This is a genomic window from Sphingobium phenoxybenzoativorans (genome assembly GCF_018286635.1).
Lineage (GTDB): Bacteria > Pseudomonadota > Alphaproteobacteria > Sphingomonadales > Sphingomonadaceae > Sphingobium > Sphingobium phenoxybenzoativorans.
The window spans coordinates 4269575-4293457 of the sequence record NZ_CP073910.1 but is presented as its reverse complement, the minus strand read 5'-3'; the positions used below and the strand labels follow the sequence as shown (position 1 = coordinate 4293457).

Here is a 23883-nt window from a genome sequence, read left to right as displayed (position 1 = left end):
GTCTCCTTGTTCAGATGCCGAGGCCGCGCTTGCGGCCCAGCGACCAGCCGATGCCGCCGCCGTCGCGAGCGACGCCGGCGATCTTGCGGCCGAGTTGGCGGTCGAGGTCGTTCGACCAGGGAACGAGACGGAAACCCAACCCGTCGTCGATCATGGCGAAGTGACCGGAAGCGAGCGCGATGCGCTGGCGGCAGATACCGGCGACCTTGTCGCCGGGATTGGTCGGCCGGTAGGTCAGTCCCGTCCGGCTCGCGATCCCGCCGCCCGTCGCATCCAGTTCGCGGCGGCGCAGCGTGTCCAGAAGCCCGCGCTGGAAGACGACGCGCTCGCCATAGCGCCGGGCCAGCCCTTCGCTGACAAGATGGTCGGTGCGCTCATCCATCGCCCGTCGCACCTCCGCGCCGAAACCGGCATCGGCGATATTCGCGCCGCGCTCGATCAACCGATGGTCGAGCCAGGTGGCGCCCGGCGCCTTCACCTGTGCGGCAAGGTCGAGATCGGAGCGGGTGGCGAGGAATAGTGTCGGCTTCCGCTCGCCCGCCCGGCCGATGGCGCGCAACTCGACGATGCCGCCGATCTCGGGGCTACGCTCCAGCGCCTCGATGCCCGGCAGCCGGACGTGATGGGTGCGCCCGTCCGTCCCGTCGATCACCGCATAGGCCGCGCCGTGCAGTTCGTCGTGCAGGCCCTTGTCGATCAACCGCCCGACGATGGGCTTTTCGGGTGGGGCGTTCACGATCGCATAGCTGTCGAGCGGGCGATCCTGGCCGCGATCCTTCAACGCCTCGCCGATGGTGCGAATGATGTCGCCGCGTGTGCCGAGTTCGCGCAGCTTCGCTTGCGCGTCCTCGGCCATGACCCATTGGCCGGGTTCGGTCTGGGCGGCGAGGCCCATCGTTTCTAGATGCTGCAAGCGGCCGATCATCAGGCGGCGCACACGCGGATCGCCCGGGCCGGGATGCTCGGGGCGCACATCGACGATGCCGAGTTCGTCGGCCGAGCGCATGATCTCGCCGTCCAGCCTGGTCCAGCGTTCGGCCGTCACCTCACGGTCGAGCGCGCGCTGGATTTCATATTCGGGCTTCGGGCCGAGTTCGGCGTATGCCAGTTCCTGCGCGCGTGAACGCAAGCCATGGCTGATATAGTCGCGGTTGATGACGAGGTCGGCGCCCCGGTCGTCGACGCCGCGCACCAGCAGATGGACATGCGGGTTGTCCGTGTTCCAGTGATCGACCGCAACCCAATCCAGCCGCGTCCCGAGGTCCGCCTCCATCTGGCGAACGAGATCGCGGGTATAGTCGCGCAGGTCGCCAAGGTCCGCCGCGTCCTCGGGCGAGACGATGATCCTGAAATGATGCCGGTCGTCCTTGCAGCGATCGGCGAAGGCGCGGTCGTCGGCGCCATCGCCATTTGCGTCGAACATCTGCGTGGGCGATCCGTCGCGCGTGACGCCCTCGCGCTTGAGGTAGGTGATGTGCGCGGACAGCGGCGCCCTAGGCCGCCCACTCGGCATGAAACGGGTGACAGGCACCATCTTGACCACCACGCGCCGCCCCGATCCGAACAGGCGGCTGCGGGCAAAGGCAGTGCGGCCCCGGCCGAAGTTCGATTGACCGCGCGGGCGCGATCCGCCCCAGCCGCCCGTTCGCCTGCCTCCACCGCTGCGGGCGGCGACGCGTAGCACCTGGGCGATAAACCCGCGCGCCTTGCTGCGCGGGCTGCCCCTGTCCCTGACTTTGCCGGGCCGGACGAAGAAATCGCCATCCTCGCTCACGGTTGGTCCGTTTTCCGCCAAAAATGGCCCATGGTGCCATTCGGCACTTTGAATTTGCTTGTCTTTTCCTTCCGAGCGGCACGCTCGCCGACCGACGCACCCGCATGAACCCCATGAAAAGCCTTGGCTTTTCGAGGAAATGGGGTGCGGCTTCTATCTTGCCGTCCCTTCCTACGGCTTTTTCCTGCCCTTCCAGGCACTTCCACCTTCCAACCGTGCAATCTGAAAACGGGGGCAGTCATGGCGTGCCGGCCCCCTCCCGACGTGCAGCCGCCGTGCGATTCGGCCGCGGCGGTGCTGCAACGGGATCGTCCGGCAGCGCGAACTTGAGGCGCCAGGTTCGCCACGCTTCGGCGACGGCGCCGGTGCCGGGGAACAGGTCGTCGAGCGTGTCGTCGGGACGCGCTGCGACCGTCTCGAACGCCCAATGGCAGACCGCTTCGGGCTTCGCGCCGGTAAGTCCGCGGCGCAGCGTGATCGGACATTCGATCCAGTCGCGCAGGACCAGCCGCTTGCTGACCACCGGCTTGCGCGGGCTTCACGATGACCGGCTCCCACGCACAAGCGACCGGCACGTTGCGCTTGAATGCGGCGAATCCCTTGACCCACGCCATCCACCGCGCGCCGGTTTCGCACACGAGCGGGGCGAGCACGGCGACCGATTCCGGCGTCGCGGCGGCGTGCAATATCCAGCCGTCATAGTCGCGGTCGAGCCGCTCGATCAGCGCCGCGTGATCGACCTTGCCCGCATAGTCGGGATGATCGCGATAGAGATGCGCGCAGCCGATATAGGGCGGATCGGCGTAGGCGATCTTCATGGCCTGGGGCGTCCCGACAACGCGACGAACAGACTGTTCTCGGCTGGTTGGGTTGCAGGGTCGATGGTGGCTGCAAGTTCGCGGCGTGGCGTTTCCGATGCGGCGGGATCGTCGTTCGGCCGCGCCGCGAACAATGCGGCCCGGCGCCAGGCGAAGCGATCGGACGGCGGCGCGGCGGCAAGCCGACTGTCGTCCGCGCCGCTTATGATCGACGCCAGCTTCGCCAGATAGGCGCGTGTCTCGGCGGGCAGCGGACGGCCGCGCGCAAGATATTCGTCGTAGCGGCCCGGTCCCGCATTATAGGCCGCCAGCATCGCCGTCGCGTTGCCGTAGCGGTCGTGCATCGCGCGCAGATAGGCCGCGCCCGCCATGATATTGTCGCGGACATCATAGGGCTCGCGCCCCAGCCCGTGGCGTGCGCGCAGGCTCGCCCAGGTCGCGGGCATGATCTGCATCAGGCCCATCGCGCCCGCTGATGAAACGGCGCGAACATCGCCGTTGCTCTCGACGCGCATCACCGCCCATATCCATGCTTCCGGGATGCCGAAGCGCCGGGCTGCGTCGGCGACATGGACGGCATAGGGATGGCTGGCTGCCGTGCGTTCGGCCGATGCGTCCTGCGCCAACGCGGGAGCGGACATGGCGCCCGCTGCGAGCAGCAGGAGCGCGAGCATCGCGGCCGATCCGCCCCCGCTCCGCCGCCAGCCTGTCGGCGTGCTCACTCCGGTAAAGGGTGCACGCATGGCGCCGGCCGTGGGCCGCCCCTGACCTTCGCTGCGCGCCCCGGCCGGCCTGCGACCGAGCGGGACGGAGGGATGACGCAGTCTTTTCGCGAACAGAGGGATTGTGATCGAAACGGCCACCGATCAGCTCCGGTCTTCGCGCGGCCGGGGGCGCTTCCACGACAGCCGGAACGTCCGCCCATCATCATCGGCGCGGAACAGCACCGGTCGGAACGGCGCGGGGAAAAGCGGGCTGTCGATCTCCAGCGCGATATAGTCGCCCGCGCGTTCGCCGACCCGTTTCCAGCCGCCGCCGATGTCGGGACCGTCCTCGTCGTCGAGATGGATACGGTAATCGGGCGCGTTCTCGGCGTCGCCCGGATCGATAGCGACCAGCGCGATCGCCTCGCCGATGCCGAACAGGCGGATGCTTCCGGCATAGCCGTTGGCGGTGGATTCAAGGATGTTCGTTTGCATGGGGAAACTCCTTCGGGTCGGGGGGTGAAAGCGGCGGGGTCGGCGCGTGCAAATGCAGCGGCGTCGCGCGGCCGATGACGGCGGACGCCGGCAGCGGGCCGAAATAGCGGCCGTCCAGACTGTCGGGGACGGACGGGTTGAGCAGGAAGATTTCGCCGGATTCGAGCGTGCGGCGGCCCTGCCAGACCGGCAGCGGACGGCCACGGCCGTCACGCGCGCGGGCGCTGGCGACGGGATGGCCGTCGACGCTCACCACGGCGCCCTCGCGGCAGACGCGCTGCCCGGCCTTCGCAGCGATGTGCTTCAGCAGCGGCACGCCCTCTGGCAGATAGCCGCGCGCCGAAAGCCAGCGGGAAAGCCGCTCTGGCGGCGTGACGGCGACCAGCGCACCGATAGCGGGATCGCGGTCGCGATAGATGCGGTAGAGCCCGATCGGCGCGCTGGCGCTGGCGTTCCAGATGACGCGCGGGCGCGGATCGAGAATGGCGACCGCGATGAACAGGACGGCGAATGCTTGCGCGGCGACGACCGTCACCATGACATAACCGAAGCGCGTCATCCTTCGATCTCCCGGCGCTTGAGCCAGGCGCGATGGCGCTCCAGCGTGTAAGGGCGCGGCTGATGGCCGGCGGCGATGCGGTTGTGGACGTGGCGCCAGTGATCGGGCGCGGCGTCGCGGGGATCGACGCCCGCCGCCTCCACCGCGTCGATCGCGGCGAGCACCTGTTGGACCTTCGGCCAGCCTTCGATGTGCAGGAGGATGTCACCGCCCGGCCGCACGAAGGGCAGCGTCGTGTAGGGCTCGCCCGGCGCGACCGCGCGCACCACGTCGATGCGCGAAGTGATCGTGCCATAGTCGTTGGCGGTCCAGCGGACGAAGGCGAAGATCGCGCCCGGCCGGAAGCTCATGACGCGCGTCCGCCGCGTCAGGATGCGTTCCTGCGCGACGCGGCCGAAGCGTATCCAGTGCTCCAGCTTCTTCTCGATCCAGGTCAGTTCGACTTCGGTCAGCCGGGATCGGGGGGCGATGGCGGTTGGAACGGTCGGCGTGCGGGCGGCTTGCGCCTGCTCCGCCGCACGGCGGCGCAGCGCGGCTTCAAACCCGCTGAAATCTATGCGCTCTGGACGCGCGGGATCGCTCATCGTTCGTCTCCGGTGATGTCGATGGGGGTTCGCCCGAGCGCGAGGTCGAGCGCGGCTTCGGTGCGCAGGATCGCGCGGCCGATGGCTTCGGGGATTTGCGGAAGAACGGCGTCGCCGAACGCCTCGACGATCAGGCTGGCCGCAGCCGTCCCGCGTGGACCGCCGACCGCAATGCGCGTGCCAGCCACCCAGGCGGAAATCCCATCATCCACCCGTAGGTGATGGGCAAGGCCGCCGTTCCAGTCAGCCCACGGCTCCGCAGCATCGCCGCCAGCGCGCGGGCGCCCGCCCACTTGTCCGGCGCGCGATCGGTCATCGCGCCGTCCATCACCGCGTCCATCGTCGGCGATTTCCTGCGGTCGTAGGCCGGACTCCAGCCGTCCATCCGGCTGTCCCGCTTCATCGGTGTCGGCAGCGTCTCGGTGGTGGCCGTGCGGATCATGTGGCGGGTCGAGGGCGTCCGCAGCCCCGATCCGCTCCTGTTGTTGCCGTAGTCGCAGGCCACCGGCGTCGGCAGCATCGTCTCCGCGTGCCGCAGCAGGTTCGGCGTGTCGATCTGCGCCTTCGCGCCGTTCGCCCGGCGTCCCGTCTCGATCTCCTGCCGGTTCAATCGGCGCCCGCCGTTCGGCTTCACCGGCGTCGGCATCATGCCCGCATGGCGGCTGGCATGGCCCTGAAGCTGGCTGAGAACATCGCCCCGGCCGCCCTTGTCCGCGTCCGATTTGCGCGGCGTCGCCAGGATCATCCGCAGCGGATATGTCGATCCCGCCCCGCCGCCCGCGCCGTCCTTCATCCCGTCCGTCGCCATCGGGGTCGGCAGCCTGTCCAGGGCCGCGGGTTGCATCATCGTCGGCAGGTTCATGCCCGTCCGCTTCTCGCCGCGGACCTTGCACATCTCCGGGCCATGCGCCGCGTCGCTGGTGCGCGGCGTCGGCAAGCTGCTTGGGATCGTAGCCGATAAGCCAGGACCGCTTGCGGACATGGTTGGCGCCGACATTTTCAGCAGCCACCACGCACGGTTCCCAGGCGTAGCCGAGCGTTTCCAGGAGAAGGAGCAGCCGGTCAGCGCCGCGAGTTCGCAGATTAGCGCTGTTCTCAAAAGCGAACCAGCGAGGGCGGCACTCTCCGACCAGCCGGACGGCTTCGAGGTAGAGCCCCGACCGCTCGCCTTCGATGCCCCGGCCTCTGGTGTTGGCGCTGGAGATGTCCTGGCACGGCGGCGAGCCGACGATGATGTCGGGGAGCATCCCGAGGTCTGAAAGAAGTCGAGCTGCCGTGAGGTCGCGCACGTCGGCGTAGAGGCGGACATGGGGATTGTTCTCCGCATAGAGGATGCGCCGCCATTCGATGATCTCGCAGGCCGCGACGGTGACGAAACCCGCGCGATGCAGGCCGAGCGACCAGCCGCCCGCCGCCGCGCTGAACAGGTCGAGCGCGCGCATCATTCGCAAAGCCCGTATTCGCTGTCGCAGCGCAGGCCCTGCTCGTCGGCTTCGCGCCGTTCCAGATCGAGGAACAGGTCGTAATTGTGGCCGCCCCGGCCCGTGCGCGACCATGCGATCGCCCAGTCGATGGTCGCCCGGCCGTGGTCGGCGGGATCGCCGGGGACGGTCGGCGCGGGCAGCAGCGATGCCGGTGTGCCGGTTACGGCAGTGCGCCGCGAGACAAGGCCGACCAGCCGCTCCCATTCGCGCACCCGGTCCACCTCGGCGGGGAAGCGCATGGCCCAGGCGCGCAGTTCGCGCTTCCTGACCATGATGCAGGTCGAGCAGCCAACGCGGCTCATCCCCATCGTGTAGAGCGGGTTATGCTTGAGGCCGTGGCGCTCGGAGATGGCGAAGGCGTCGGCCGCCGACCAGCGGAAGATGGGCCGGTAGAGCACCCGGCGCGCTCCGGTCGGATGCCGCTTCGACTGGATCGGCGGCTTTTTCGCCCGCGCCGGACTTTCGTCGGCGCGCTCGCCGATCCAGTCGATGATCGACAGCCCCGCGTCGAGCAGCGGGCGCTTGCGGTGCATCATCGGGATCAGCTTCGTCTCGTCGGTGCAGAAGCGGGTTTTGGTCCCCGGAAACCGGCCGTGGAGCATGACCATGTCGAGGAACGGGATGCCGGTGGGATGCAACAGCCCCAGCGCCTGCTTGATCAGGGGATCGGGGACGGGCGGCGAGACCAGCACCGGGCAATTGCAGCGGGCGGTCCATTCGGCCCTGGTGATCGTGCCTGCCTGCCACGCCGCCCGGCGCTGGTTGCACGCGCCCTTGTGGCGGGTCCGGCGCTTCTCCTTCGACCATTCCTCGCGCAGCATCGCGCGCTTGCGGGCGAAGGCCGCCGCGTCGGTGAGGCCCGGCACGTCGTTTGCCGAAACGGTCTCGATGCGCAGGCCGGTGCGCTGCCGCAGCCAGTCGTCGAGATAGGCGATGTGGTCGAGCGTGATCGGATTCTCGTGGCCGTTGTCGGCCGAGAGGAAGCGCGGCGCGCGATTGCCGAACGCGGCAAGCCCCTTGCGCTCGATCCGCTCGACCATCCGGCAGAGGACGGCCTGGCTGTCCTTGCCGCCCGAGATGCTGCCGAAGTGCTGGGCGGCGATCATAGCCGCCGCCCCGCAAGCCAGCCTTCGATGTCCGGCTGGCGCCGGGCGAGATCGAGCGTCGGCAAGGCGGATGCGAAGCGCGAGACGCCCGAGCCGTCGAAGCTGTCGGCTCCGGCCGCGGCGCAAAGGCGGATGCGCCGCACGGTGTTGACGCGGCCCACATGGCAAAAGGCGCCCCGCTCATGCGCGAGCCGCGCCCAGGTCGCCATCGTCGCCAATTTCCACGGCGTATCGCCGCCGACGAAGATGCCGACCTCCGGCCCGACAAGGGACGCAACGTGTGGCGGCTCCATGCCGTTCTGGACGGCGAGCAGATATTGCGCGCCGCGCAGCTCGGGCCGGCCCCGCAGCGTGTCCAGCCAGCCGAGCGAGAAGCTGAGCGATGCGAGACCGCCCGCAACGATGTCGGGAAGGACGATCCAGTCGGCCCCCGGCCCGAGCAGAGCAACCGCCTTCTCGAACGCGGGCACGTCGAACGGCTCGCCCTGCTGGAAGGCCGTCCATGCGCCATTGTCGAGCGCGTAGCGGAAGCGTTCCGGGCGCAGCGGTCCCTTTGCGGAGACCATCAGCCGCCAGCCTGCGTGCCGCAGCGCATCGAGATTGCGGCGCGTGCCGGTGCGGGAAGCATAGCCGATCATCGGCCGCCTCCCGGCGCCTTCACCGGATGGCGGATCGCTGTCGCATCACGCCCTCCGGACGATTGATCGCCGCGCGAAAAAGGCGTAGTAGTATAGCGTAGTGGAAACGGCGGATTTACTGACCGATACTTCGCACCCTCTCGCGAATTATCCACAGCGCCAAAGCGCGTTAGAAAGAATACGAAGTATTCTTTACTGTTAGCATAGTTAGAAGGGAGCCGATTCCGCGAACAATTAGAGCGGCTTGCACGTGGTTCGGGTTTTTTATAGGCCGAGTCAGCGGTTTTTAATCGGCCGAGTCCGGCGGTTTTCAATAGGCCGAGTCTCATGGCCGGTTATCCACAGCCAGCCCCATGCGCCGCGCCGCCACCTCGAACGGATCGACGGGCACGGGCGCGAAGGTCAGCCGCTCGCGGCCGAACGCGCGCTCGATCGCCAGCGCATAGCCCGGCAGCGACTGTCGGCGGACGATGCCGCGCAGCTCGAACGCGAACTGCTTCAATGGCGAGAGCGCGCCCGATTTCAGGTGAAGGTGCGAGACGTCGAAGCTCCAGCCGCCCTCCTGCTGGCCGCCATGCTTGCGCACGATCCGGTAGAGCCAGCGTTCCAGCCCGCCCGTCAGGTCGAAATAGGCCCGGTCGATTGTGAGCACGAATGTGCGGTCGACCACGCCGGCATAGAACCAGTCGGGCAGGATCAGCTCCAGCCCGAGCGGCCGGCCTTCACCGTCGAGCCGTTCCTGCCACTCGTTGATCCACGAGAAGCGATGGCGGCGGCGCTGGTGCTGCTGGCGGATCGAGGTGGCGACTGTCGTCGATTGCAGCCGATCGAGCGCGGCCTTCAGCCGGTCATAATGATCCTTGCCGGTGCCGCGTCCGGTGAAGGTGAGGATTTCGTGCGGCGTGGTGGCCATCAGCCGCGAGGTCGGCAGCCCCGCGTCGCGCGCGGCGACGATCTGGCTCGCCGCCCATATCAGCACGTCGGCGTCCCAGATGGTCGCCATGCCGTGCTCGGGCACGGCCTCGACCGATATCCAGGTCGCGCCCATGCGGAAATCGATCGGCGTCACCCGCCTGCGCTTGGCGAGGCTGAAGAACGGCCAGGCCATGAGGTCCTGGGCATCGCGCGGCGCGATATCTCGCCCGAGCGACGGGAACAGCGCGAGCTGGGCGCGCTCGCCGGAACGGAAGGCGGCGCGCGGCTTCATCGGCGGCTCTGCACGATCGCCGCGTCCCGCTGCGGCATGAGATCGTTCTGGCCGGGGTCGGACGTGGAATATTTGGTGCCGAGGTCGGCCCAGGCGCGCAGGTCGTCCACCGAATAGACCACCCGTCCGCCGATCCGGCGATAGGCCGGGCCGCTTCCGAAATAGCGATGCTTCTCAAGCGTGCGGCCGGAAAGACCGAGGAAGCGCGCCGCCTCGGGGGTCCGCAGGTAGCGGGGCGGAAGGGTCACGGGAGGTCTGGACAAGGGGCGTCTCCTGCGAAGCGCGGTGGCAGGAGGCGATCATGGCGAAGTGCCGGCGGCAGGGTGGGGAACGAAGATTCGCAGCTGCGCCGATGTGACCACCCCCCGGCCGTGGTCACGCGGCGGGCGCTATCAGCGGAAGCGGAGCAGCTTGCTGTAGTCGCCCTTCATCATGGCGGTGGCGTCACGCACGAGCCGGTAAACGAAGGACCGGGCATCCGAGTTCTTGAAGTCGGACGCCGAAAGATGCGCGGCTTCGGCCTTGCCGAGCGCGATCGCGATTTCGCGATAGGTCGCCCCGGCGAGGCGCAGATCGAGCGCGCGAAGCATCTGCTCGAGCCGGGCCACCCGGATTGCGGTGAGCGGCCATCCGCGCGGCAACGGGCCGGTTCGCTTACCCGACATGAGCCGGTGGAAACGCAGCAGGCTGAGGATGCGCTTGATGAAGTCCTTGTCCAGCGGGACGATCGCGGCGAGCGGCCGGCCTGGCGTCGGATCGCGCAGCCATAGCCGATGCTCGCCGGCCGCGTCAGCGACGACGACATGACGGCCGTCGATCCCGGTCTGATCGGCGAGCAGCGCGCCGAGCGCCAGCGGATCGACCGCCTTTGCGCCGGTATATCCTTCCGGCGCCGCGTCGAGGATCACGGTGACGGCGGTAAGCTCCGGCCGCCAGATCACCGTGCCCGACAGCTCATCCGGCAGATAGGCGAAAGGACAACCCCCAGCGGCGGGCGAGCGCCGTTCGCTCATGCGCCGTGGCGTTGCTGTTCAGCCGCGCCCGTTCGGCGCGATACTGGCGGTTGCGTTGGAGGAACGCGGCGGCGAATTCGGCCCGCCCCGGCGTGTCCGGCGCATGGCCGGCACGCCGCGCGCGCCCTTTGGGGGTTATCGGCATGGAATCATCCTCTCCAGCCGCTCATTGTGCGGAGTCTGGATCATCGAGGATCAGTAGAAGCGCTTTGTCCCGACAGCGCGAAGGCCGCGCCGGGCGATGCCGGCCGCGCATCGGAATCCACAGCCGGAAAAAATCCATTCCGGTCTGAATGTTAACCTATTCGGTGGCGCGCGGGCCGAGCAGATATGCGTAACCCACTTCGGTCATCCAGCGCGCGCGGGCAAGATGGCTGGCGTGCATCGCCTTCGCGCGATCGGGTTCCGCGGCGGGATCGATTCCGAAAACGAGCGCGGCTGCATCGGACCAGTAGGCGCCCTCGTCGTCCGCATCGAGCAGGCGGATATAGTCGGCGAGGTGATCCTCGTCATAGGCGGTAAGCCGCGGCGCGTCGGGCGCGCGATCCTCGAAATGCTTGCCGGTCATGACGCCCCCGTTCCTCCAGCCCCGTTAACCTTCTAGACCGAAACGGAGACGGTTCCATGCGCGCGGCGGGCATGGCTCCGCGCATCCTCCGCAACGGTCGGCATCCGCGCGAGAAGCGGTTAGTCTGCGGTGCGCCCCCGCAAACTTGCTCCTGACCCTGATCGGGGAGTGGTAAACCGCGTTCAATCGGCCCTGTGACCTTTAGCCCGGAAGCCTGTTGCATACGTCACAGGCTCCCCGACCATGTGGTCAAGGATGGCGGCGCCGTCACGGCCGGCGCCAAACCGTTGAACGTGGGGCTACCAACCCCAGGCCGCCGCGTAGCGGCCCACGTCCTTCTTAGGACGACGCGATGATTTTGGCTACTGCGATCCCGCGAGCCGGGCCATGCCCGGCGAGCGCGATTTTGCGGCTCGCGCAAACGGGCCGCCAGCCCCCGCGTGGGGCTGGCGGCTGCTTATTGGCGGCTTTCAGGTCAACGGGTCGGATATGGCTCAAGCGGGCGCCACTGTGCCCGAGCGTCCGCCCGGCGATAGGTCAGCCGGCGACAGCGGGCATGGGTGTTCCAGGCGAATACGAGCGGCTCGAAACCATGCCACCAATCGGCGTCAATGTCGCCGCAACGCCCTTCAAAGCAAAGGAAGCCGGTCGCATCGTAAAGGCGAAACTCCATAGGCAGGTTGTCGCCCTCCTTCGGGTCGGCGCGGCTGGGGATGCCCTCGGCATTTTCTCCAAGGCCCAGACAGCCGCCCATATAGTCGAACGTGATAATCCAGCGCATGATATGATTCCTTGTGAGGGTGGCGCCCGCCGCAGGGACGGGCGCGAATGTTGGGAAAGAGTGGCGACCTATGCGGCCGCCCGGTGATGAAGCTGCGCTGCAAGCCGCTTGCTGGCGGTGTGGTAGTGGTCGTTATCCAGTTCGATGCCGGTCCAGTCGCGCCCGAGCTGCCGGGCTGCCGCCAGTGTCGAACCGCTGCCGCTGAACGGGTCCAGCACAAGGTCGCCGGGCTTCGTGAAAGCCTCGATCAACGGCGCCAGCGCCTCAACGGGCTTTTGCGTGGGGTGCAAACGGTTGCCCGAATAGGGGAAGTCCAGCACATCGGGGATAGGCCGCGCGGGCCGGGCCGGGTTGCCCTTTGCGAGCAAATAAGCCTGTTCATGCTCGTAGCGGAGAAAGCGGGCGGACGACGCATAGCGCTTGCGGAACACAAGATGCCCGACCACGCGGAAGCCTGCGGCCTTCCATGCGTCCATGAACAAATCCACCTTGTTCCAGCCGTAGAAGGAAACCGCAAAGCCGCCATCCTTCAGGACGCGTTGCATTTCCCGAAACGCCGGACGGAGCCACCGGCCGTTATCGTCATTGGCAACCTTGCGGCCCTGGCGGTCCCGGTAGCGCGTCACATAGGGCGGATCGGTCAGGATGAAATCCACCGTGCCGCTATCGAAAGCCTGCATCACTTCAATGCAATCGCCGTTGAAAATCACATTGCGGGGAGCCTGTGCCTTGCTGGTCATGTCAAATCCTTTGGGTCTGAAGTTCAGCGAAGCGGAATGCCGCGCCTGAACTTCTGCCCGGCGGCGAGCCAAGGGTAGCAACGGGGCAAGGGCGGCCGGGGCGGAGGGGAATCACCCGCCTGCACAAGGCTTGCCGCGGAAGGTGGGGATACCGCCCCGGACGGTTCCACTTACCTTGACCGGCGCGAGGACAACGTCCTTAGCAACGATCGCGCCGCCCTGGCGGCGCACGGGAAAACCTGCCCGCTTGGGCAGGCTCACTCCGCGGGCCTGTCCCGCCCACTTTCCCATTCGCGCAAATGATGGCCGGGATACCGGCTCGGCCATCGGGCCGATCCCTGCCCGGTCAGCCCCAGCCCAGGATTGCGATCATTGTGCGGTCGACTGCCAGGGCGATCGGCGATGGTGAATGTGGCGAAGATCCATCCGGGATCGGAAAGGGAGCGTCCCGCCATTGCTGGCGGGACGCTCTCGCGATCAGTCGACCTTCAGCTCGAACTTGCCGGTTGTCTCGGTCGAGACAAGCCGAAGATGAACGTCCGGCGCCAGGACCGGATTGAGCTTGAGGGAGGCGTAAGGCTTCTGGTCTTTGGTGGCCTTGAGCCAGCCCACACCGAATTCGATGCGCTCATCGTCGGCGGCAACAATGCGATAGTCGGGCGACTTGTCGCTTGCCTTGTCGCCCGTCCGAAGGATTTCCACCTTCTCGCTGAGGCCGAAAAACCGGATTTCGCCGTGGAAGCCGCGATCGGTCGCCTTGAAGTTTCCGCAGATCATGTCGTCAGTCCTTTCTTGACTCGGGACCGCGCCCTTCGCGGCCTCGTGGCATGTCGAAGATCGGGGACGTTCGGCTGCGCACCGCTGCCCGGGGTTCCCGTCGCGCTTGCGCGGCGGGGTGGGCTTGCGGCCCAGGGACGGCCGAAGGGCCGCTTTTTTGCTTCGCGCTGCAAAGCCGAAGGCGGCGGAAAAAAGCTGCCCGGCGCCGTTGCGCCGCCAGGTGGACACGATCAGATCAAGCCACGAGGGAGGCCGTGAGGGCCGGTCACGCAGGCAGGACGGGAGACAATGATGCGCCCGGCATTTCAGCGGAGCCAGCAGCGATCGCCGGGTTATGGCTTTCGCATCGGCGTGGCAGGATTCAGGAGCGAGCGAACAGCGCGTTGAACAGGCGCTCGGCCTCGGCCATGCCTGCGTCCGGCAGATGCACCGACTTCGCCTTGCGCGCCGGATCGGAGATCAGCCCGCGTTCGTGCAGCCGGTCCATCGCGCTCCAGTCGAAGCCTTTCCAGGCCGTGCCGGTGGTGCTGAGGTTGAGCCACAGCAGGGCAAGCACCGCCTCGTCGATTCTGTCGGTGTCGATATCCGTCCGCGAGTCCATGTGCAGGAGGATAGCAAACCGGGCTGCGCACGGCATCCGCGATCCCGCCGTGAGCACGTATCTCTGCTACGCTACGCTTCGCTATCTCCGCCTTGTGCCGCCGTGCGCCGAATCCCGCCGCCGTGGCTACGGGTCCGGCATGGCGCGTCCGATGGCGATTTTGCTGGATTCCCGGGAGATGCGCGGCAGCTTGAGCATATGGGACTCTCTCGCAAACGTCGCCGCAGCGCACCCCGCGGCTGGTCGGAAGGGCTGGCAGACCTGCACGATTACATGCAGCCGCATCCGACGCGCGCATCGTCTCGCAGGAGCGCTACCAGCGCGCCGATCGTCGTCACCGATGACTGGCCCGAGCAGGTTCCCATCGGCGATGCCGAGTTGCGCGTCATCGAAGGCGCTTTTCGCGAGGAGCTGGACGCCCTGTTCGGGCCGCTCCCCTGAAACGGCTTATGGAAAGAGGTTGAAATGTTCGTCAATATGACGCACATTGTAGCGGATATGGATCAATCAGGAGCCAGTCCCATGCCGCGTAAGCAAGCTGTAGCGGAATCAGCCAGAGCCAATCGCGTCGAGCGGCTCGGCTTTCGCATCGACGAAGAAACCAAGGATTTGATCGAGCGAGCCGCGCATCTCTCGCGGCGCAAGGTCAGCGATTTTTGCGTGACCGCGCTGGCGGACACGGCGCGGCGGACGATCGCCGAGCATGAGACGCTCGTGCTGTCGGATCGTGACCGCGAAGCGTTCTTCGATGCGCTCATCAATCCGCCCGAGCCGAGCGAGCGGCTGATCCGCGCTTTCCGGGAGCACAGGCGCCGGGTTGCGTCCTGATCATGACGGCGGGGGATTTGAAGGTCGAGCCGTTGGGGCCGCACCACGACCGCGAGGGATTTTCCTGCGGCATCGACAGCCTCGATCGGTATCTGCGCAGGCAGGCGGGCCAGGACATCCGCCGCCGGTCGGCTGGTGTGTTCGTTCTCGCCGCGCATGCAAATCCCGGCGTCATTCTCGGCTACTATACGCTCAGCCAAGCGAACATCGCGCAAGGCGACATTCCGGCATCGGCGCGCAAGCATGTCCCGCGCTATCCGCTCGTCGGCGCGACGCTCATCGGCCAACTCGCGGTTTCCGAAGCGCGGCAGGGCGAACGCCTCGGTGCGGTGCTGATCGCCGATGCCGTCGAGCGCGCATGGCTGACGGCGGCGACGGCTGGATCGTCGATGCTCATCGTCGACGCCATCAATGATCGCGCAGCCGCGTTCTACGAAGGCAATGGCTTCGTGCGATTGGCCGATTCCCAACGTCTCATACTGCCGATGCACATCATTCAAGGATTGGTCGAACGATGATGAACGCTGCTTTCGCCCCCTCGGAAACCGGAGCCGTGCAACCGGCGCAGCGGGCCGCGCTCTATCTGCGGGTATCGACCCCGAACCAGGCGACGCATGATCTGTCAATCCCCGATCAGCGCCGCCAGCTTGAGGGCTATTGCCTCTCGAACGGCTGGGACGTCGCGGCCGAGTTCGTCGAACCGGGCGTTACCGGCACGGATGATCGCCGCCCGGCTTTCCAGGAGATGATGGATGCGGCGATGGAAAAGCCCCCCGCGTTCGACGTGGTGGTCGTCCATAGCTTCTCGCGTTTCTTCCGCGATCAGTTCCAGTTCGAGTTCTACCTCCGCAAGCTGGCGAAGAACGGCGTGCGCGTCGTCTCGATCACACAGGTTCTCGGCGATGATCCGGCGAGCGAAATGATGCGCAAGATCATGACGCTGTTCGACGAATATCAGTCGAAGGAAACGGCCAAGCATACGCTGCGCGCGATGAACGAGAATGCGCGGCAAGGCTTCTGGAACGGCGCCCGCCCGCCGATCGGCTACCGTGTGATCGACGCCGAGCAGCGCGGCACGAAGATCAAGAAGAAGCTGGAAGTCGACCCGATCCATGCCGAGACGGTGCGCCGGATTTTCCGTCTGGCGCTGGAGGGCGCCGATGGTCGCGGGCCGATCGGGGTCATGGCGATCGCGTGCTGGCTGAACGAGAACAATATCCGCACCCGTTATGGCGGCCGCTGGGGCAAGGGCATGGTGCATCAGGTGCTCACGCGGACGACCTATATCGGCCAGCACCGCTTCAACACCTATGATGTGAAGAAGGGACGCCGGAAGCCCGAGGCCGAGCACGCCATCATGGAAGTGCCGCCGATCGTCACGGTGGCGGAGTTCGAGGCCGTGCAGCGATCATTGAAGGCGCGCAGCCCGAAGATGATGGCGCCGCGGGCTGTGGGCGGATCGACGCTGCTGACCGGCATCTGCTTCTGCGCCTGCTGCGGCGCCGCGATGACGCTGCGCACCGGCACCAGCCGGAGCGGGCTGGAGTATCGCTATTATACCTGCGCGACCAAGGCCACGAAGGGGAAGACGGGATGCCCCGGTGTCTCGCTCCCGATGGACCGGTTGAACGAGGCGGTGATCGAGCATCTGGAAAAGCGGCTGCTCGATCCCGCGCGGCTTGAAGTGCTGATGGACCAGCTCATCGCAAGGCGGGAAGAATGGGTGACCGAGCGCCGCCAGCACGTCGCCGAGATGGAACGGCGGGCGACGGAGGCGGACACCAAGCTCTCCCGGCTCTATGAGGCGATCGAGAATGGACTGGTCGATATGGGTGATCCCTCGCTCAAGGGACGCATCGCGGAGCTGACCGCCATCCGCGACCAGGCCCGAGGCGATGCCGAGCGGGCCGTGGCCCACATTGAGCGGATCAGCCCAGAGATCACAGTCGAGAGCCTTCACGCCTTCGCTTTGGCGGCCAGGAAGAAGCTCCGCTACGACGATGGCTCCTATGCGCGCAATCATGTGCGCGCTGTGGCGCAGCGGGTCGAGGTCCATAGCAAGACGGACGTGCGAATCTGCGGCACGCGCACCGAATTGCTGCGGACCCTCACCGCCGCCTCTGGCGTAGAGGCGGCGGTGCTAGGGACTCGGGCTTTTGGACCGAAATGGTGCCAGAAGAGGACTCGCATCTTATTATTTTTTATGTGTTATAACAGCAACATAGGCGATGTGGTTTTGGCGAAGGCCCGCAGAAAAGCCCGCATTTCAATGTGGCCTAGAGGTTCGAGTCCAATTCAGGGACTCGAAACTCACAAAAATGGCGGATTTCTGCGATTCTTTTACCGTGAACAGAAGTAGAAACTTGCATCAAGTCAGGGACCGAAAGGCCCGCAAAAATTCGTTCCTGCATCGTTCCAACTCGTCCCGCTTCATCTCAAAGGCAGTTAATTCGACACTCTTCGAATCATCGATTGACGCGAGGCTTGGGCACTCATAATTCGATGAAACTGGAAGGATCGACGAATCATGGATGAGCTGACCACGCAAGTCTGGGCGGTCGATGCGCTTGGCGCCCTTGCGCATGAAACGCGGCTCAGCGTGTTTCGCATGTTGGTGAAGGCCGGTCCCGACGGCCATGTCGCTGGCGCCATTGCCGAACGTGCGGGCGTGCCGCCTTCGACCATGTCGCACCATCTGGCGACTTTGGAACGCGCCGGCCTAGTGCAGTCTGAGCGCGAGAGCCGCCTCATCCATTACCGCGCCGACTTTGCCGGTATGCGCCGCTTGCTCACTTTCCTGATGCAGGATTGCTGTCAGGGCGCGCCGGAAATGTGCTCCGACCTCATGACGGGGCTCCACTGTGAAACCGCAAGCTGAAGGGTACGGTATGTCCGACAAGGTCTACAACGTCCTGTTCCTGTGCACCGGCAACAGCGCCCGCTCGATCCTCGGCGAGGCAGTGATGAACAAGCTCGGCAAGGGGCGTTTTCGGGCCTTTAGCGCCGGAAGCCAACCCAAGGGCGAAGTCCATCCCATGGCGATCTCGGTGCTCAATGGCATGGGTTACGACACGAGCGGCATGTACTCGAAAAGCTGGGACGAGTTCTCCAAGTCCGGCGCGCCCGAATTCGATTTCATCTTCACCGTCTGCGACAATGCCGCCGGCGAGGCTTGCCCTGTGTGGATCGGACATCCCATGACCGCGCACTGGGGCATCGAGGATCCGGCGGCGGTCGAGGGCGACAGCCAGCGCGAAGCCTTTTTGCAGGCGCTGCGCTATCTCACCAACCGCATCTCGCTGTTCCTCACGCTGCCGCTCGCCAGCATCGACCAGATGGCGATGAAGCAGAAACTCAAGGAAATCGGCCGGAGCGAAGGCGCGAGCCCGCAGGCAGGAGCGGACAAGTGACCACTGACATCATCATCTACCACAATCCCGAATGCGGCACCTCGCGCCATGCGCTCGCCATGATCCGCAACGCCGGGATCGAGCCGCACGTCGTCGAATATCTCAAGACTCCCCCGTCGCGCGCGTTGCTGGAAAGCCTGATTGAACGCGCGGGGATCGGCACGCGTGCGCTGCTGCGTGAAAAGGGCACGCCCTATGCCGAGCTTGGCCTCGACAAGCCCGAACTGACGGACGCGCAGCTGATCGATGCGATGATGGAGCATCCGATCCTCATCAACCGCCCGCTCGTTGTCTCGCCGCTGGGCGTGAAGCTATGCCGTCCCTCCGAGGAGGTGCTCGACCTGATCCCGGCAGCCCAGCGCGGTGCCTTCACCAAGGAAGACGGCGAGCAGGTGGTCGATGTCGCCGGCAACCGCGTGACCGGCTGAACGCGAGTAAAGCGAATGACCGCACCTGCAAAGCGCGAACGCTTGTCGTTCCTCGACCGCTACCTCACCCTCTGGATTTTCCTCGCCATGGCAATTGGGGTCGGGCTCGGCTCGACCTTTGCTGGATTGCCCAAGGCAATCGACAGCTTGTCGTGGGGCACGACAAACATTCCGATCGCCATCGGCCTGGTGCTGATGATGTATCCGCCGCTGGCGCGGGTGCGCTATGAGGAATTGCCGCGGGTGTTCGAGGACAAGCGGGTGCTCGCAATCTCGCTGATCCAGAACTGGATCATCGGTCCGGTGCTGATGTTTGTGCTGGCGGTCATCTTCCTCAGCGACAAGCCGGAATACATGACAGGGCTGATCCTGATCGGCCTTGCTCGCTGCATCGCCATGGTCATCGTCTGGAACCAGCTCGCCAAGGGCGACAACCAGTATGTCGCTGCGCTGGTCGCGTTCAACTCGATCTTCCAGATCCTGTTCTTCAGCATTTACGCCTGGTTCTTCCTCGCTTTCCTGCCGCCGCTGTTCGGGCTTGCGGGCAGCGTGATCCAAGTGAGCTTCTGGACCATCGCCCAAGCGGTGCTGATCTATCTTGGCATTCCCTTCCTTGCCGGCTTCCTGACGCGAAAGTGGCTGTCCGCAGCTAAGGGACGCGAATGGTATGAGGGCACCTTCCTGCCCAGGATCGGGCCGATCACGCTCGTGGCACTGCTGTTCACCATCATGGCTATGTTCAGCCTCAAGGGAGGTGAGATCCTGACGCTGCCGGGCGATACGATCCGGATTGCGATCCCTCTGACGATCTACTTCGTCGTTCAGTTCACCATCAGCTTCTTCATGGGCAAGCTGATCGAGAGTGATTATCCGCGCACGACAGCCGTGGCCTTCACCGCCGCGGGCAACAACTTCGAACTCGCGATCGCGGTCGCCATAGCTGCCTTCGGCCTTGCATCACCGGTGGCGTTTGCCGCCGTGATCGGGCCGCTGGTGGAAGTCCCGGTGCTGATCCTGCTGGTCAATGTCGCGTTCTGGTTCGGGCGGCGCTGGTTCCCTTCGACTGTGCCCGCAAGAGTGTGAGCATGAGCGAGACCAGCAACTCCCGCCTGCGCGCGCTCAGCGACCCGGACCATCTGCCCGCACTCAAGCTCGATTATGCTCATCGCCAACCGGCGCTGGGACTAGGCAAACTCGACCCGCCCCCGCGCGTATTGCTGCTTTACGGGTCCTTGCGCGAACGCTCGTACTCGCGCCTGGCGGTGGAGGAAGCGGCGCGGTTGCTGCAATTCTTCGGCTGCGAAACCCGCATCTTCGATCCCTCTGACCTGCCGCTGCCGGATCAGGTCGCGGACGACGATCATCCTGCCGTCCATGAACTGCGCGAACACTCGCTGTGGTCCGAGGCTCAGGTCTGGTGCAGCCCAGAACGCCATGGTCAGATTACCGGAATCATGAAGGCGCAGATCGATCACTTGCCACTCGCTTACAAGGGTCTTCGTCCCACGCAGGGGCGCACGCTGGCAGTGATGCAGGTTTGCGCAGGCTCGCAGTCGTTCAACAGCGTCAATACGCTGCGGATCTTGGGGCGCTGGATGCGGATGTTCACGATCCCCAACCAGTCCTCGGTGGCCAAGGCCTATGAGGAATTCGACCAGTCTGGGCGAATGAAGCCATCCAGCTACTACGACAGGATCGTCGATGTGATGGAGGAACTGGTGCGTTTCACGGTGCTAATGCGACCGCACGCAGATCAGCTTGTCGATCGTTACTCGGAACGCAAGGATCGCAATGAGCCCGTGGAAACGCCAGCCGACGCAGCCGGTTTAACCAAAGTTGTCTGACGCACAGCGATGAGTGCGAGATAGTGTGGAACCGCCTTCGCCGTGATCTGAAATTGGCAGGCCTGGCCCAATTACCTACGCCGGGGTGAGACCCCCAAAAATTGATGCGGGGTCCAGGCCTGCCCCTCCCGTAGGAGGATCTTGTTATGTGCGAGCCGGGTCAAAGGAAGATCCGGACTTCCACATGTGAAGCATGACGACCGCGAGCTTTCGGGCGACTGCGACCCTGGCCTTAGACAAGCCAACCTTATTTTTCAGTTCCAGACCCCAAGTTTGCAATGCGCTTTCTGCCTTTGTCGAGCACAGCAAGACGGTGGCAGCCGAAACCAAGTGGGTCCGCGTGAGCTTGCTACCGAACCTGCTGATCCGGCCGACCCGGGCGAGAACGCCCGATTGATGAATCGATGGGGTCAATCCGAAATAGGGGCCAACATCGCGGGTTCGCTGAAAGCGCGATGGATCGCCGATCGCGCTGTAGAAGGATAGCGCGGTGATTGCGCCGACGCCCGGTACGGTCATGAGGTTCGAACAGACCGGATGGGCTAGTGCCGCCGCGCGTAGGCGCTTGTCCATCGCCGCGATATGCGATCGTAGATTCTCAGCAATTGAAACGAGGGGACGTACATCGGCGTCGACGTCGAGGCCGTCTGCCCGCAAAACTTCCAACTGATCTTCGACGCCGCTGGCGAGCCTGCCCACACCGGTGCTAGTCTTCAGCTTGCCACCGTGCAAACGCACGATCGACTGAACGAGGGCGTCCAGCTTCATGCGCTGTTGAATGAGATTCTTGCGGACATTGAGAAGGCTGCGCAGGTTCTGACAGTCGAGAGGCTTTACGAAGACCTCTGCACCAATCGTGCGGCCTATCCGGCCGAGGTCCGCAAGCCCCCTCGCATCGTTGGTGTCAGTCTTCTGCCGCCGGATAGCGAGGAACTTGGAGGCACGACGAACCTCCGCGACATAGACAGGAAAGCCCTGAGCCTGGAGTTCACGCACCATGTGGGTGCCTACGCCCGCTTCAATGGTAATGCGCTGCACCGCTTCGACACCGAAGGGGCGCAGGATATCCTTTATCTGGCCTGCATGCGTTTCCCGTTTTCCTTCGAACAGGATTTCACCGAATTCGTCGATTAGGCACACTGCTGTTTCCGCGACTCCGGTATCCAGACCAACCCAGTACTTCCGACGTGCCAACACTATCCCCTATGAAAACATAGCGTTTTGGCGCGGCGTCATTTAATCTCGCGGCAGGAGCCCTGCAAACTTCCGACGTCCGCAAACCAATGTGAGGGTAGCAATCGGAAATAGATTCGCCGAATGGGATTGGTCCTTTGAATCACGAAACACGTTCTAGGAACTCGTAGGAATGGCCAAGCTCGATCCTCGCCGCGCGCTCGATGAGCTCATCAAGGAACGCGGCGAGTCTTATTCGTCCGTCTCGCGTCTGCTGAGCCGGAATGCGGCCTATATCCAGCAGTTCATCAAGCGAGGTAGCCCGGCGCGTCTCGACGCCAGCGACATCGCGCAGCTGTCGGTTCATTTTGGCGTCCCCGCCGCTGTCTTTGGCGGAGACGAGGTTCCGGAAAGCGCGGGGCTATCGACGATCGCGATCCCGGTTCTTGGCGCCACCGATGCTGACGATAGCCTTGGCCGTGTCCGTCTTGTCGACGAGGCATGGCTGCGCAGTCTCAGTCACAAGCCGACGGGAGTTTCGATCGTCAGGGTCGAAGGAGATGCGATGTATCCGACATTGCGGGATGGCGATGAGGTGCTGATTCAGCGCTATCTCGCCAACGAAAATCCTCGCGACGGACTCTACGTCATCCGAGCCGATACCGGATTGCTGGTACGAAGGATCGCGCTCGAACCGGCACGAAACCGCATCGCAGTACTGACTGACAATCCAAGCTATCCCAACTGGGATGGCCTCATGAGAAACGCGATACAGATCGTTGGGCGCGTCATCTGGATCGGCATGCAGCTAGCTTGAATCCGCGGCCTCGAACGTTGCTCCGTCAGAGCGCCAGATGCGCCTGACCGCTCAGTCCTCGGCGCCGGTCGACCATTTGAGGCGGGTCTTCAATCCATTCAGATGAGTCCACGGCAAGATCCCGCTATGCTGAAGCATGCCAACAATGATGCCTGGCGCGATACCCTGGCTCTCCGCGAAATCGAGCACCGCTCGTTCGCTTCGCGGCCCCGTCCCGACAAACTGCCTCCACGCGCTCGTCGAAACGAGCGTGTTGCAGGCCCACGCATCGGCCTCTTTTTCCTCATCGGTCCCGTCGCGCGACTTATCATCGACGAAAACGCTCTTCTTGCTGTGGAGGAGGATGTGGGCGGCTTCGTGGAAGAAGCTGAACCACAAATGGTCGTCTGATTTGTGGCGTGCGCTGAGCTGGATCACGGGCTTGCGAGGCGAAATCCACCATGCGGCACCACTAAGCGCGGTTTTCGCAAGCGGCGGCACCAAGGCAAGCGCCACACCAGCCTCATTGCACAGTGCGCGCGTGCGCGGAATGGCTTGCTCGACGGGTTCACGCGTCAAGGCACGGATCTGCTTCAACGCCAGCTTGAACTGCGTTTCGCTATAATCTGCACATTCCTGCTGCTCTGCATCGAGTTCGCCGAGACGGAGCCAGGTCGCGAGCGCGACCTCATTGCTTTTGAACGACGGCGAGTGCCGATAGGCAACCTTCGCCAAGCCGTACTGGCTATTCCAAGCGTCGAGCGAACCCACGCCGAAGAACGCCAGCAGCTTTGAGACCGCGTCCACGGGATTGACGGGTTTTGCGAAGCAGCGGCGCTTTACCAGGTCATTGATGGGGAATGTCTTTGACCAGGCGATGGCGTCTTTTGCCCGTGCTGCGTCAGCCTCGCGCGCTCGATGGAGCTGATAACCGGACTCGATCGAGAGCCACAGATCGGCGTCAACTCCGAGAACCTTCTCGAACTGGATTGCAGTTTCCGGCTCGAGTGGTGCCTTGCCGGCAATGATCTCGCTGATGAGCTTGGCCGAGCGACCGCATCGCCGAGCAAACTCGGCTTGCGACATGCCATGAACTTCCAGGCGTTCTTCGAGGATCCAGCCGGGTGGGACGGCATAGTCCGGTCGGAACTGATTGGCTGCGGTCGCCATCGTTGTATTCTCCATCAGTGATAATCGACCACTTCGATGATCGTTATCGCTGTCACCTTGGTTAGATCGATTCCCCCGTCTTCGCTGCGAGGGATTGGATCATGGTTCACTTCAAAGACCAGTCGCTTGGGATGAACCAAATCGACTGCATACTGCTCATCCCGGTCCTCGGTCAGCTGGTGCCTTCGTTCGGGAGGCGTAATCGGCACTTGGCTCAGGGTGCGCGCAGCCCGGAGCACCGTCATGCGCTTCATGATCGCCTTTGCCATGGGTAACCCATAGGCTTTGAGCAATTCTGCTTGCGCATTGAAGGTCTTCTCGAGCTTGCGCTTTCGAAAATCGATATCCAAGAGGTTGGCTCATTTTCGTTACCTAATAGGTAACG

Annotated in this window: 31 protein-coding genes; 10 read left to right on the top strand and 21 right to left on the bottom strand. The window is 64.7% G+C overall.

Annotated features, from left to right (window positions below; translation table 11 throughout):
- Positions 1 to 10: 10 nt before the first annotated feature.
- The 18 genes from KFK14_RS21365 to KFK14_RS21280 all read right to left on the bottom strand — a co-directional run bounded on the left by KFK14_RS21365 (position 11) and on the right by KFK14_RS21280 (position 13885).
- Positions 11 to 1774 (bottom strand): relaxase/mobilization nuclease domain-containing protein, encoded by a 1764-nt coding sequence (locus KFK14_RS21365; RefSeq protein ID WP_212609025.1) that lies wholly within the window; start codon positions 1772 to 1774, stop codon positions 11 to 13.
- Entirely contained in the window at positions 1771 to 2592 is an 822-nt protein-coding gene (locus tag KFK14_RS21360) for a hypothetical protein (protein ID WP_212609024.1), read from the bottom strand. The genes KFK14_RS21365 and KFK14_RS21360 overlap by 4 nt, the downstream gene beginning before the upstream one ends.
- The gene (locus tag KFK14_RS21355; protein ID WP_212611256.1) at positions 2589 to 3266 is read right to left on the bottom strand and encodes a lytic transglycosylase domain-containing protein; all 678 of its coding nucleotides are present in this window, start codon (positions 3264 to 3266) and stop codon (positions 2589 to 2591) included. The genes KFK14_RS21360 and KFK14_RS21355 overlap by 4 nt, the downstream gene beginning before the upstream one ends.
- Before the next feature lie 192 nt (positions 3267 to 3458).
- The gene (locus KFK14_RS21350) at positions 3459 to 3791 is read right to left on the bottom strand and encodes a DUF736 domain-containing protein (protein WP_212609023.1); all 333 of its coding nucleotides are present in this window, start codon (positions 3789 to 3791) and stop codon (positions 3459 to 3461) included.
- Positions 3772 to 4350, bottom strand: coding sequence for a S26 family signal peptidase (locus KFK14_RS21345; RefSeq protein WP_212609022.1), 579 nt, complete (start codon positions 4348 to 4350; stop codon positions 3772 to 3774). The genes KFK14_RS21350 and KFK14_RS21345 overlap by 20 nt, the downstream gene beginning before the upstream one ends.
- A complete protein-coding gene (locus KFK14_RS21340) occupies positions 4347 to 4934 on the bottom strand; it encodes a DUF2840 domain-containing protein (protein ID WP_212609021.1) in 588 nt (195 codons plus the stop codon). The genes KFK14_RS21345 and KFK14_RS21340 overlap by 4 nt, the downstream gene beginning before the upstream one ends.
- On the bottom strand, positions 4931 to 6379 hold the full coding sequence (locus KFK14_RS21335) for a DNA cytosine methyltransferase (protein ID WP_212609020.1): 1449 nt from the start codon (positions 6377 to 6379) through the stop codon (positions 4931 to 4933). Before KFK14_RS21335 ends, KFK14_RS21340 begins: the two co-directional genes overlap by 4 nt.
- Complete coding sequence (locus KFK14_RS21330) at positions 6376 to 7524, bottom strand: phosphoadenosine phosphosulfate reductase domain-containing protein (RefSeq protein ID WP_212609019.1); 1149 nt, start codon at positions 7522 to 7524, stop codon at positions 6376 to 6378. Before KFK14_RS21330 ends, KFK14_RS21335 begins: the two co-directional genes overlap by 4 nt.
- On the bottom strand, positions 7521 to 8162 hold the full coding sequence (locus KFK14_RS21325) for a hypothetical protein (RefSeq protein ID WP_212609018.1): 642 nt from the start codon (positions 8160 to 8162) through the stop codon (positions 7521 to 7523). The genes KFK14_RS21330 and KFK14_RS21325 overlap by 4 nt, the downstream gene beginning before the upstream one ends.
- Positions 8163 to 8487: 325 nt before the next feature.
- On the bottom strand, positions 8488 to 9369 hold the full coding sequence (locus KFK14_RS21320) for a replication initiator protein A (protein WP_212609017.1): 882 nt from the start codon (positions 9367 to 9369) through the stop codon (positions 8488 to 8490).
- Complete coding sequence (locus tag KFK14_RS21315) at positions 9366 to 9632, bottom strand: helix-turn-helix transcriptional regulator (protein WP_212609016.1); 267 nt, start codon at positions 9630 to 9632, stop codon at positions 9366 to 9368. Before KFK14_RS21315 ends, KFK14_RS21320 begins: the two co-directional genes overlap by 4 nt.
- Positions 9633 to 9761: 129 nt before the next feature.
- Entirely contained in the window at positions 9762 to 10382 is a 621-nt protein-coding gene (locus KFK14_RS21310; protein ID WP_212609015.1) for a DUF2285 domain-containing protein, read from the bottom strand.
- On the bottom strand, positions 10324 to 10527 hold the full coding sequence (locus tag KFK14_RS21305; protein ID WP_212609014.1) for a transcriptional regulator domain-containing protein: 204 nt from the start codon (positions 10525 to 10527) through the stop codon (positions 10324 to 10326). Before KFK14_RS21305 ends, KFK14_RS21310 begins: the two co-directional genes overlap by 59 nt.
- Positions 10528 to 10683: 156 nt before the next feature.
- A complete protein-coding gene (locus KFK14_RS21300; RefSeq protein ID WP_212609013.1) occupies positions 10684 to 10950 on the bottom strand; it encodes a DNA -binding domain-containing protein in 267 nt (88 codons plus the stop codon).
- Positions 10951 to 11425: 475 nt separating this feature from the next.
- On the bottom strand, positions 11426 to 11731 hold the full coding sequence (locus tag KFK14_RS21295; protein WP_212609012.1) for a hypothetical protein: 306 nt from the start codon (positions 11729 to 11731) through the stop codon (positions 11426 to 11428).
- A gap of 68 nt (positions 11732 to 11799) precedes the next feature.
- A complete protein-coding gene (locus KFK14_RS21290) occupies positions 11800 to 12471 on the bottom strand; it encodes a DNA methyltransferase (RefSeq protein WP_212609011.1) in 672 nt (223 codons plus the stop codon).
- 477 nt (positions 12472 to 12948) lie between these two features.
- On the bottom strand, positions 12949 to 13476 hold the full coding sequence (locus KFK14_RS24135) for a DUF736 domain-containing protein (protein WP_246524728.1): 528 nt from the start codon (positions 13474 to 13476) through the stop codon (positions 12949 to 12951).
- A 133-nt stretch (positions 13477 to 13609) separates the two neighbouring features.
- Complete coding sequence (locus tag KFK14_RS21280) at positions 13610 to 13885, bottom strand: DUF6429 family protein (protein ID WP_246524727.1); 276 nt, start codon at positions 13883 to 13885, stop codon at positions 13610 to 13612.
- A 162-nt stretch (positions 13886 to 14047) separates the two neighbouring features.
- Between KFK14_RS21280 and KFK14_RS21275 the strand changes: the two genes are divergently transcribed.
- The 9 genes from KFK14_RS21275 (at position 14048) to arsH (ending at position 20359) form a co-directional block, all read left to right on the top strand.
- Positions 14048 to 14290, top strand: coding sequence for a hypothetical protein (locus KFK14_RS21275; RefSeq protein ID WP_212609010.1), 243 nt, complete (start codon positions 14048 to 14050; stop codon positions 14288 to 14290).
- Between the two features lie 24 nt (positions 14291 to 14314).
- Positions 14315 to 14677 (top strand): type II toxin-antitoxin system TacA family antitoxin, encoded by a 363-nt coding sequence (locus KFK14_RS21270; RefSeq protein WP_246524726.1) that lies wholly within the window; start codon positions 14315 to 14317, stop codon positions 14675 to 14677.
- A gap of 17 nt (positions 14678 to 14694) precedes the next feature.
- Positions 14695 to 15195 (top strand): GNAT family N-acetyltransferase, encoded by a 501-nt coding sequence (locus KFK14_RS21265; protein ID WP_246524725.1) that lies wholly within the window; start codon positions 14695 to 14697, stop codon positions 15193 to 15195.
- Entirely contained in the window at positions 15192 to 17036 is a 1845-nt protein-coding gene (locus tag KFK14_RS21260) for a recombinase family protein (RefSeq protein ID WP_212609009.1), read from the top strand. The genes KFK14_RS21265 and KFK14_RS21260 overlap by 4 nt, the downstream gene beginning before the upstream one ends.
- 168 nt (positions 17037 to 17204) lie before the next feature.
- On the top strand, positions 17205 to 17555 hold the full coding sequence (locus KFK14_RS21255; protein ID WP_212609008.1) for an ArsR/SmtB family transcription factor: 351 nt from the start codon (positions 17205 to 17207) through the stop codon (positions 17553 to 17555).
- 10 nt (positions 17556 to 17565) lie between these two features.
- Complete coding sequence (locus KFK14_RS21250; protein WP_212609007.1) at positions 17566 to 18087, top strand: arsenate reductase ArsC; 522 nt, start codon at positions 17566 to 17568, stop codon at positions 18085 to 18087.
- A complete protein-coding gene (gene arsC, locus KFK14_RS21245) occupies positions 18084 to 18515 on the top strand; it encodes an arsenate reductase (glutaredoxin) (protein ID WP_212609006.1) in 432 nt (143 codons plus the stop codon). Before KFK14_RS21250 ends, arsC begins: the two co-directional genes overlap by 4 nt.
- A 15-nt stretch (positions 18516 to 18530) precedes the next feature.
- The gene (gene arsB, locus KFK14_RS21240; RefSeq protein ID WP_212609005.1) at positions 18531 to 19598 is read left to right on the top strand and encodes an ACR3 family arsenite efflux transporter; all 1068 of its coding nucleotides are present in this window, start codon (positions 18531 to 18533) and stop codon (positions 19596 to 19598) included.
- A 2-nt stretch (positions 19599 to 19600) separates the two neighbouring features.
- Positions 19601 to 20359 (top strand): arsenical resistance protein ArsH, encoded by a 759-nt coding sequence (gene arsH / locus KFK14_RS21235; RefSeq protein WP_212609004.1) that lies wholly within the window; start codon positions 19601 to 19603, stop codon positions 20357 to 20359.
- Between the two features lie 144 nt (positions 20360 to 20503).
- Here arsH and KFK14_RS21230 read toward each other — a convergent pair whose 3' ends face one another.
- Positions 20504 to 21553, bottom strand: coding sequence for an IS110 family RNA-guided transposase (locus KFK14_RS21230; protein ID WP_212609002.1), 1050 nt, complete (start codon positions 21551 to 21553; stop codon positions 20504 to 20506).
- A 172-nt stretch (positions 21554 to 21725) separates the two neighbouring features.
- Here KFK14_RS21230 and KFK14_RS21225 point away from each other — a divergent pair, with 172 nt between their 5' ends.
- Positions 21726 to 22349: a S24 family peptidase gene (locus KFK14_RS21225; RefSeq protein ID WP_212609001.1), complete on the top strand. Its 624-nt coding sequence runs from the start codon at positions 21726 to 21728 to the stop codon at positions 22347 to 22349.
- Positions 22350 to 22400: 51 nt separating this feature from the next.
- Here the strand turns inward: KFK14_RS21225 and KFK14_RS21220 are convergent, their stop codons facing one another.
- Entirely contained in the window at positions 22401 to 23498 is a 1098-nt protein-coding gene (locus KFK14_RS21220) for a HigA family addiction module antitoxin (protein ID WP_212609000.1), read from the bottom strand.
- A 14-nt stretch (positions 23499 to 23512) separates the two neighbouring features.
- Positions 23513 to 23848, bottom strand: a complete 336-nt coding sequence (locus KFK14_RS21215) for a type II toxin-antitoxin system RelE/ParE family toxin (RefSeq protein ID WP_212608999.1) — start codon at positions 23846 to 23848, stop codon at positions 23513 to 23515.
- Positions 23849 to 23883: the final 35 nt, after the last annotated feature.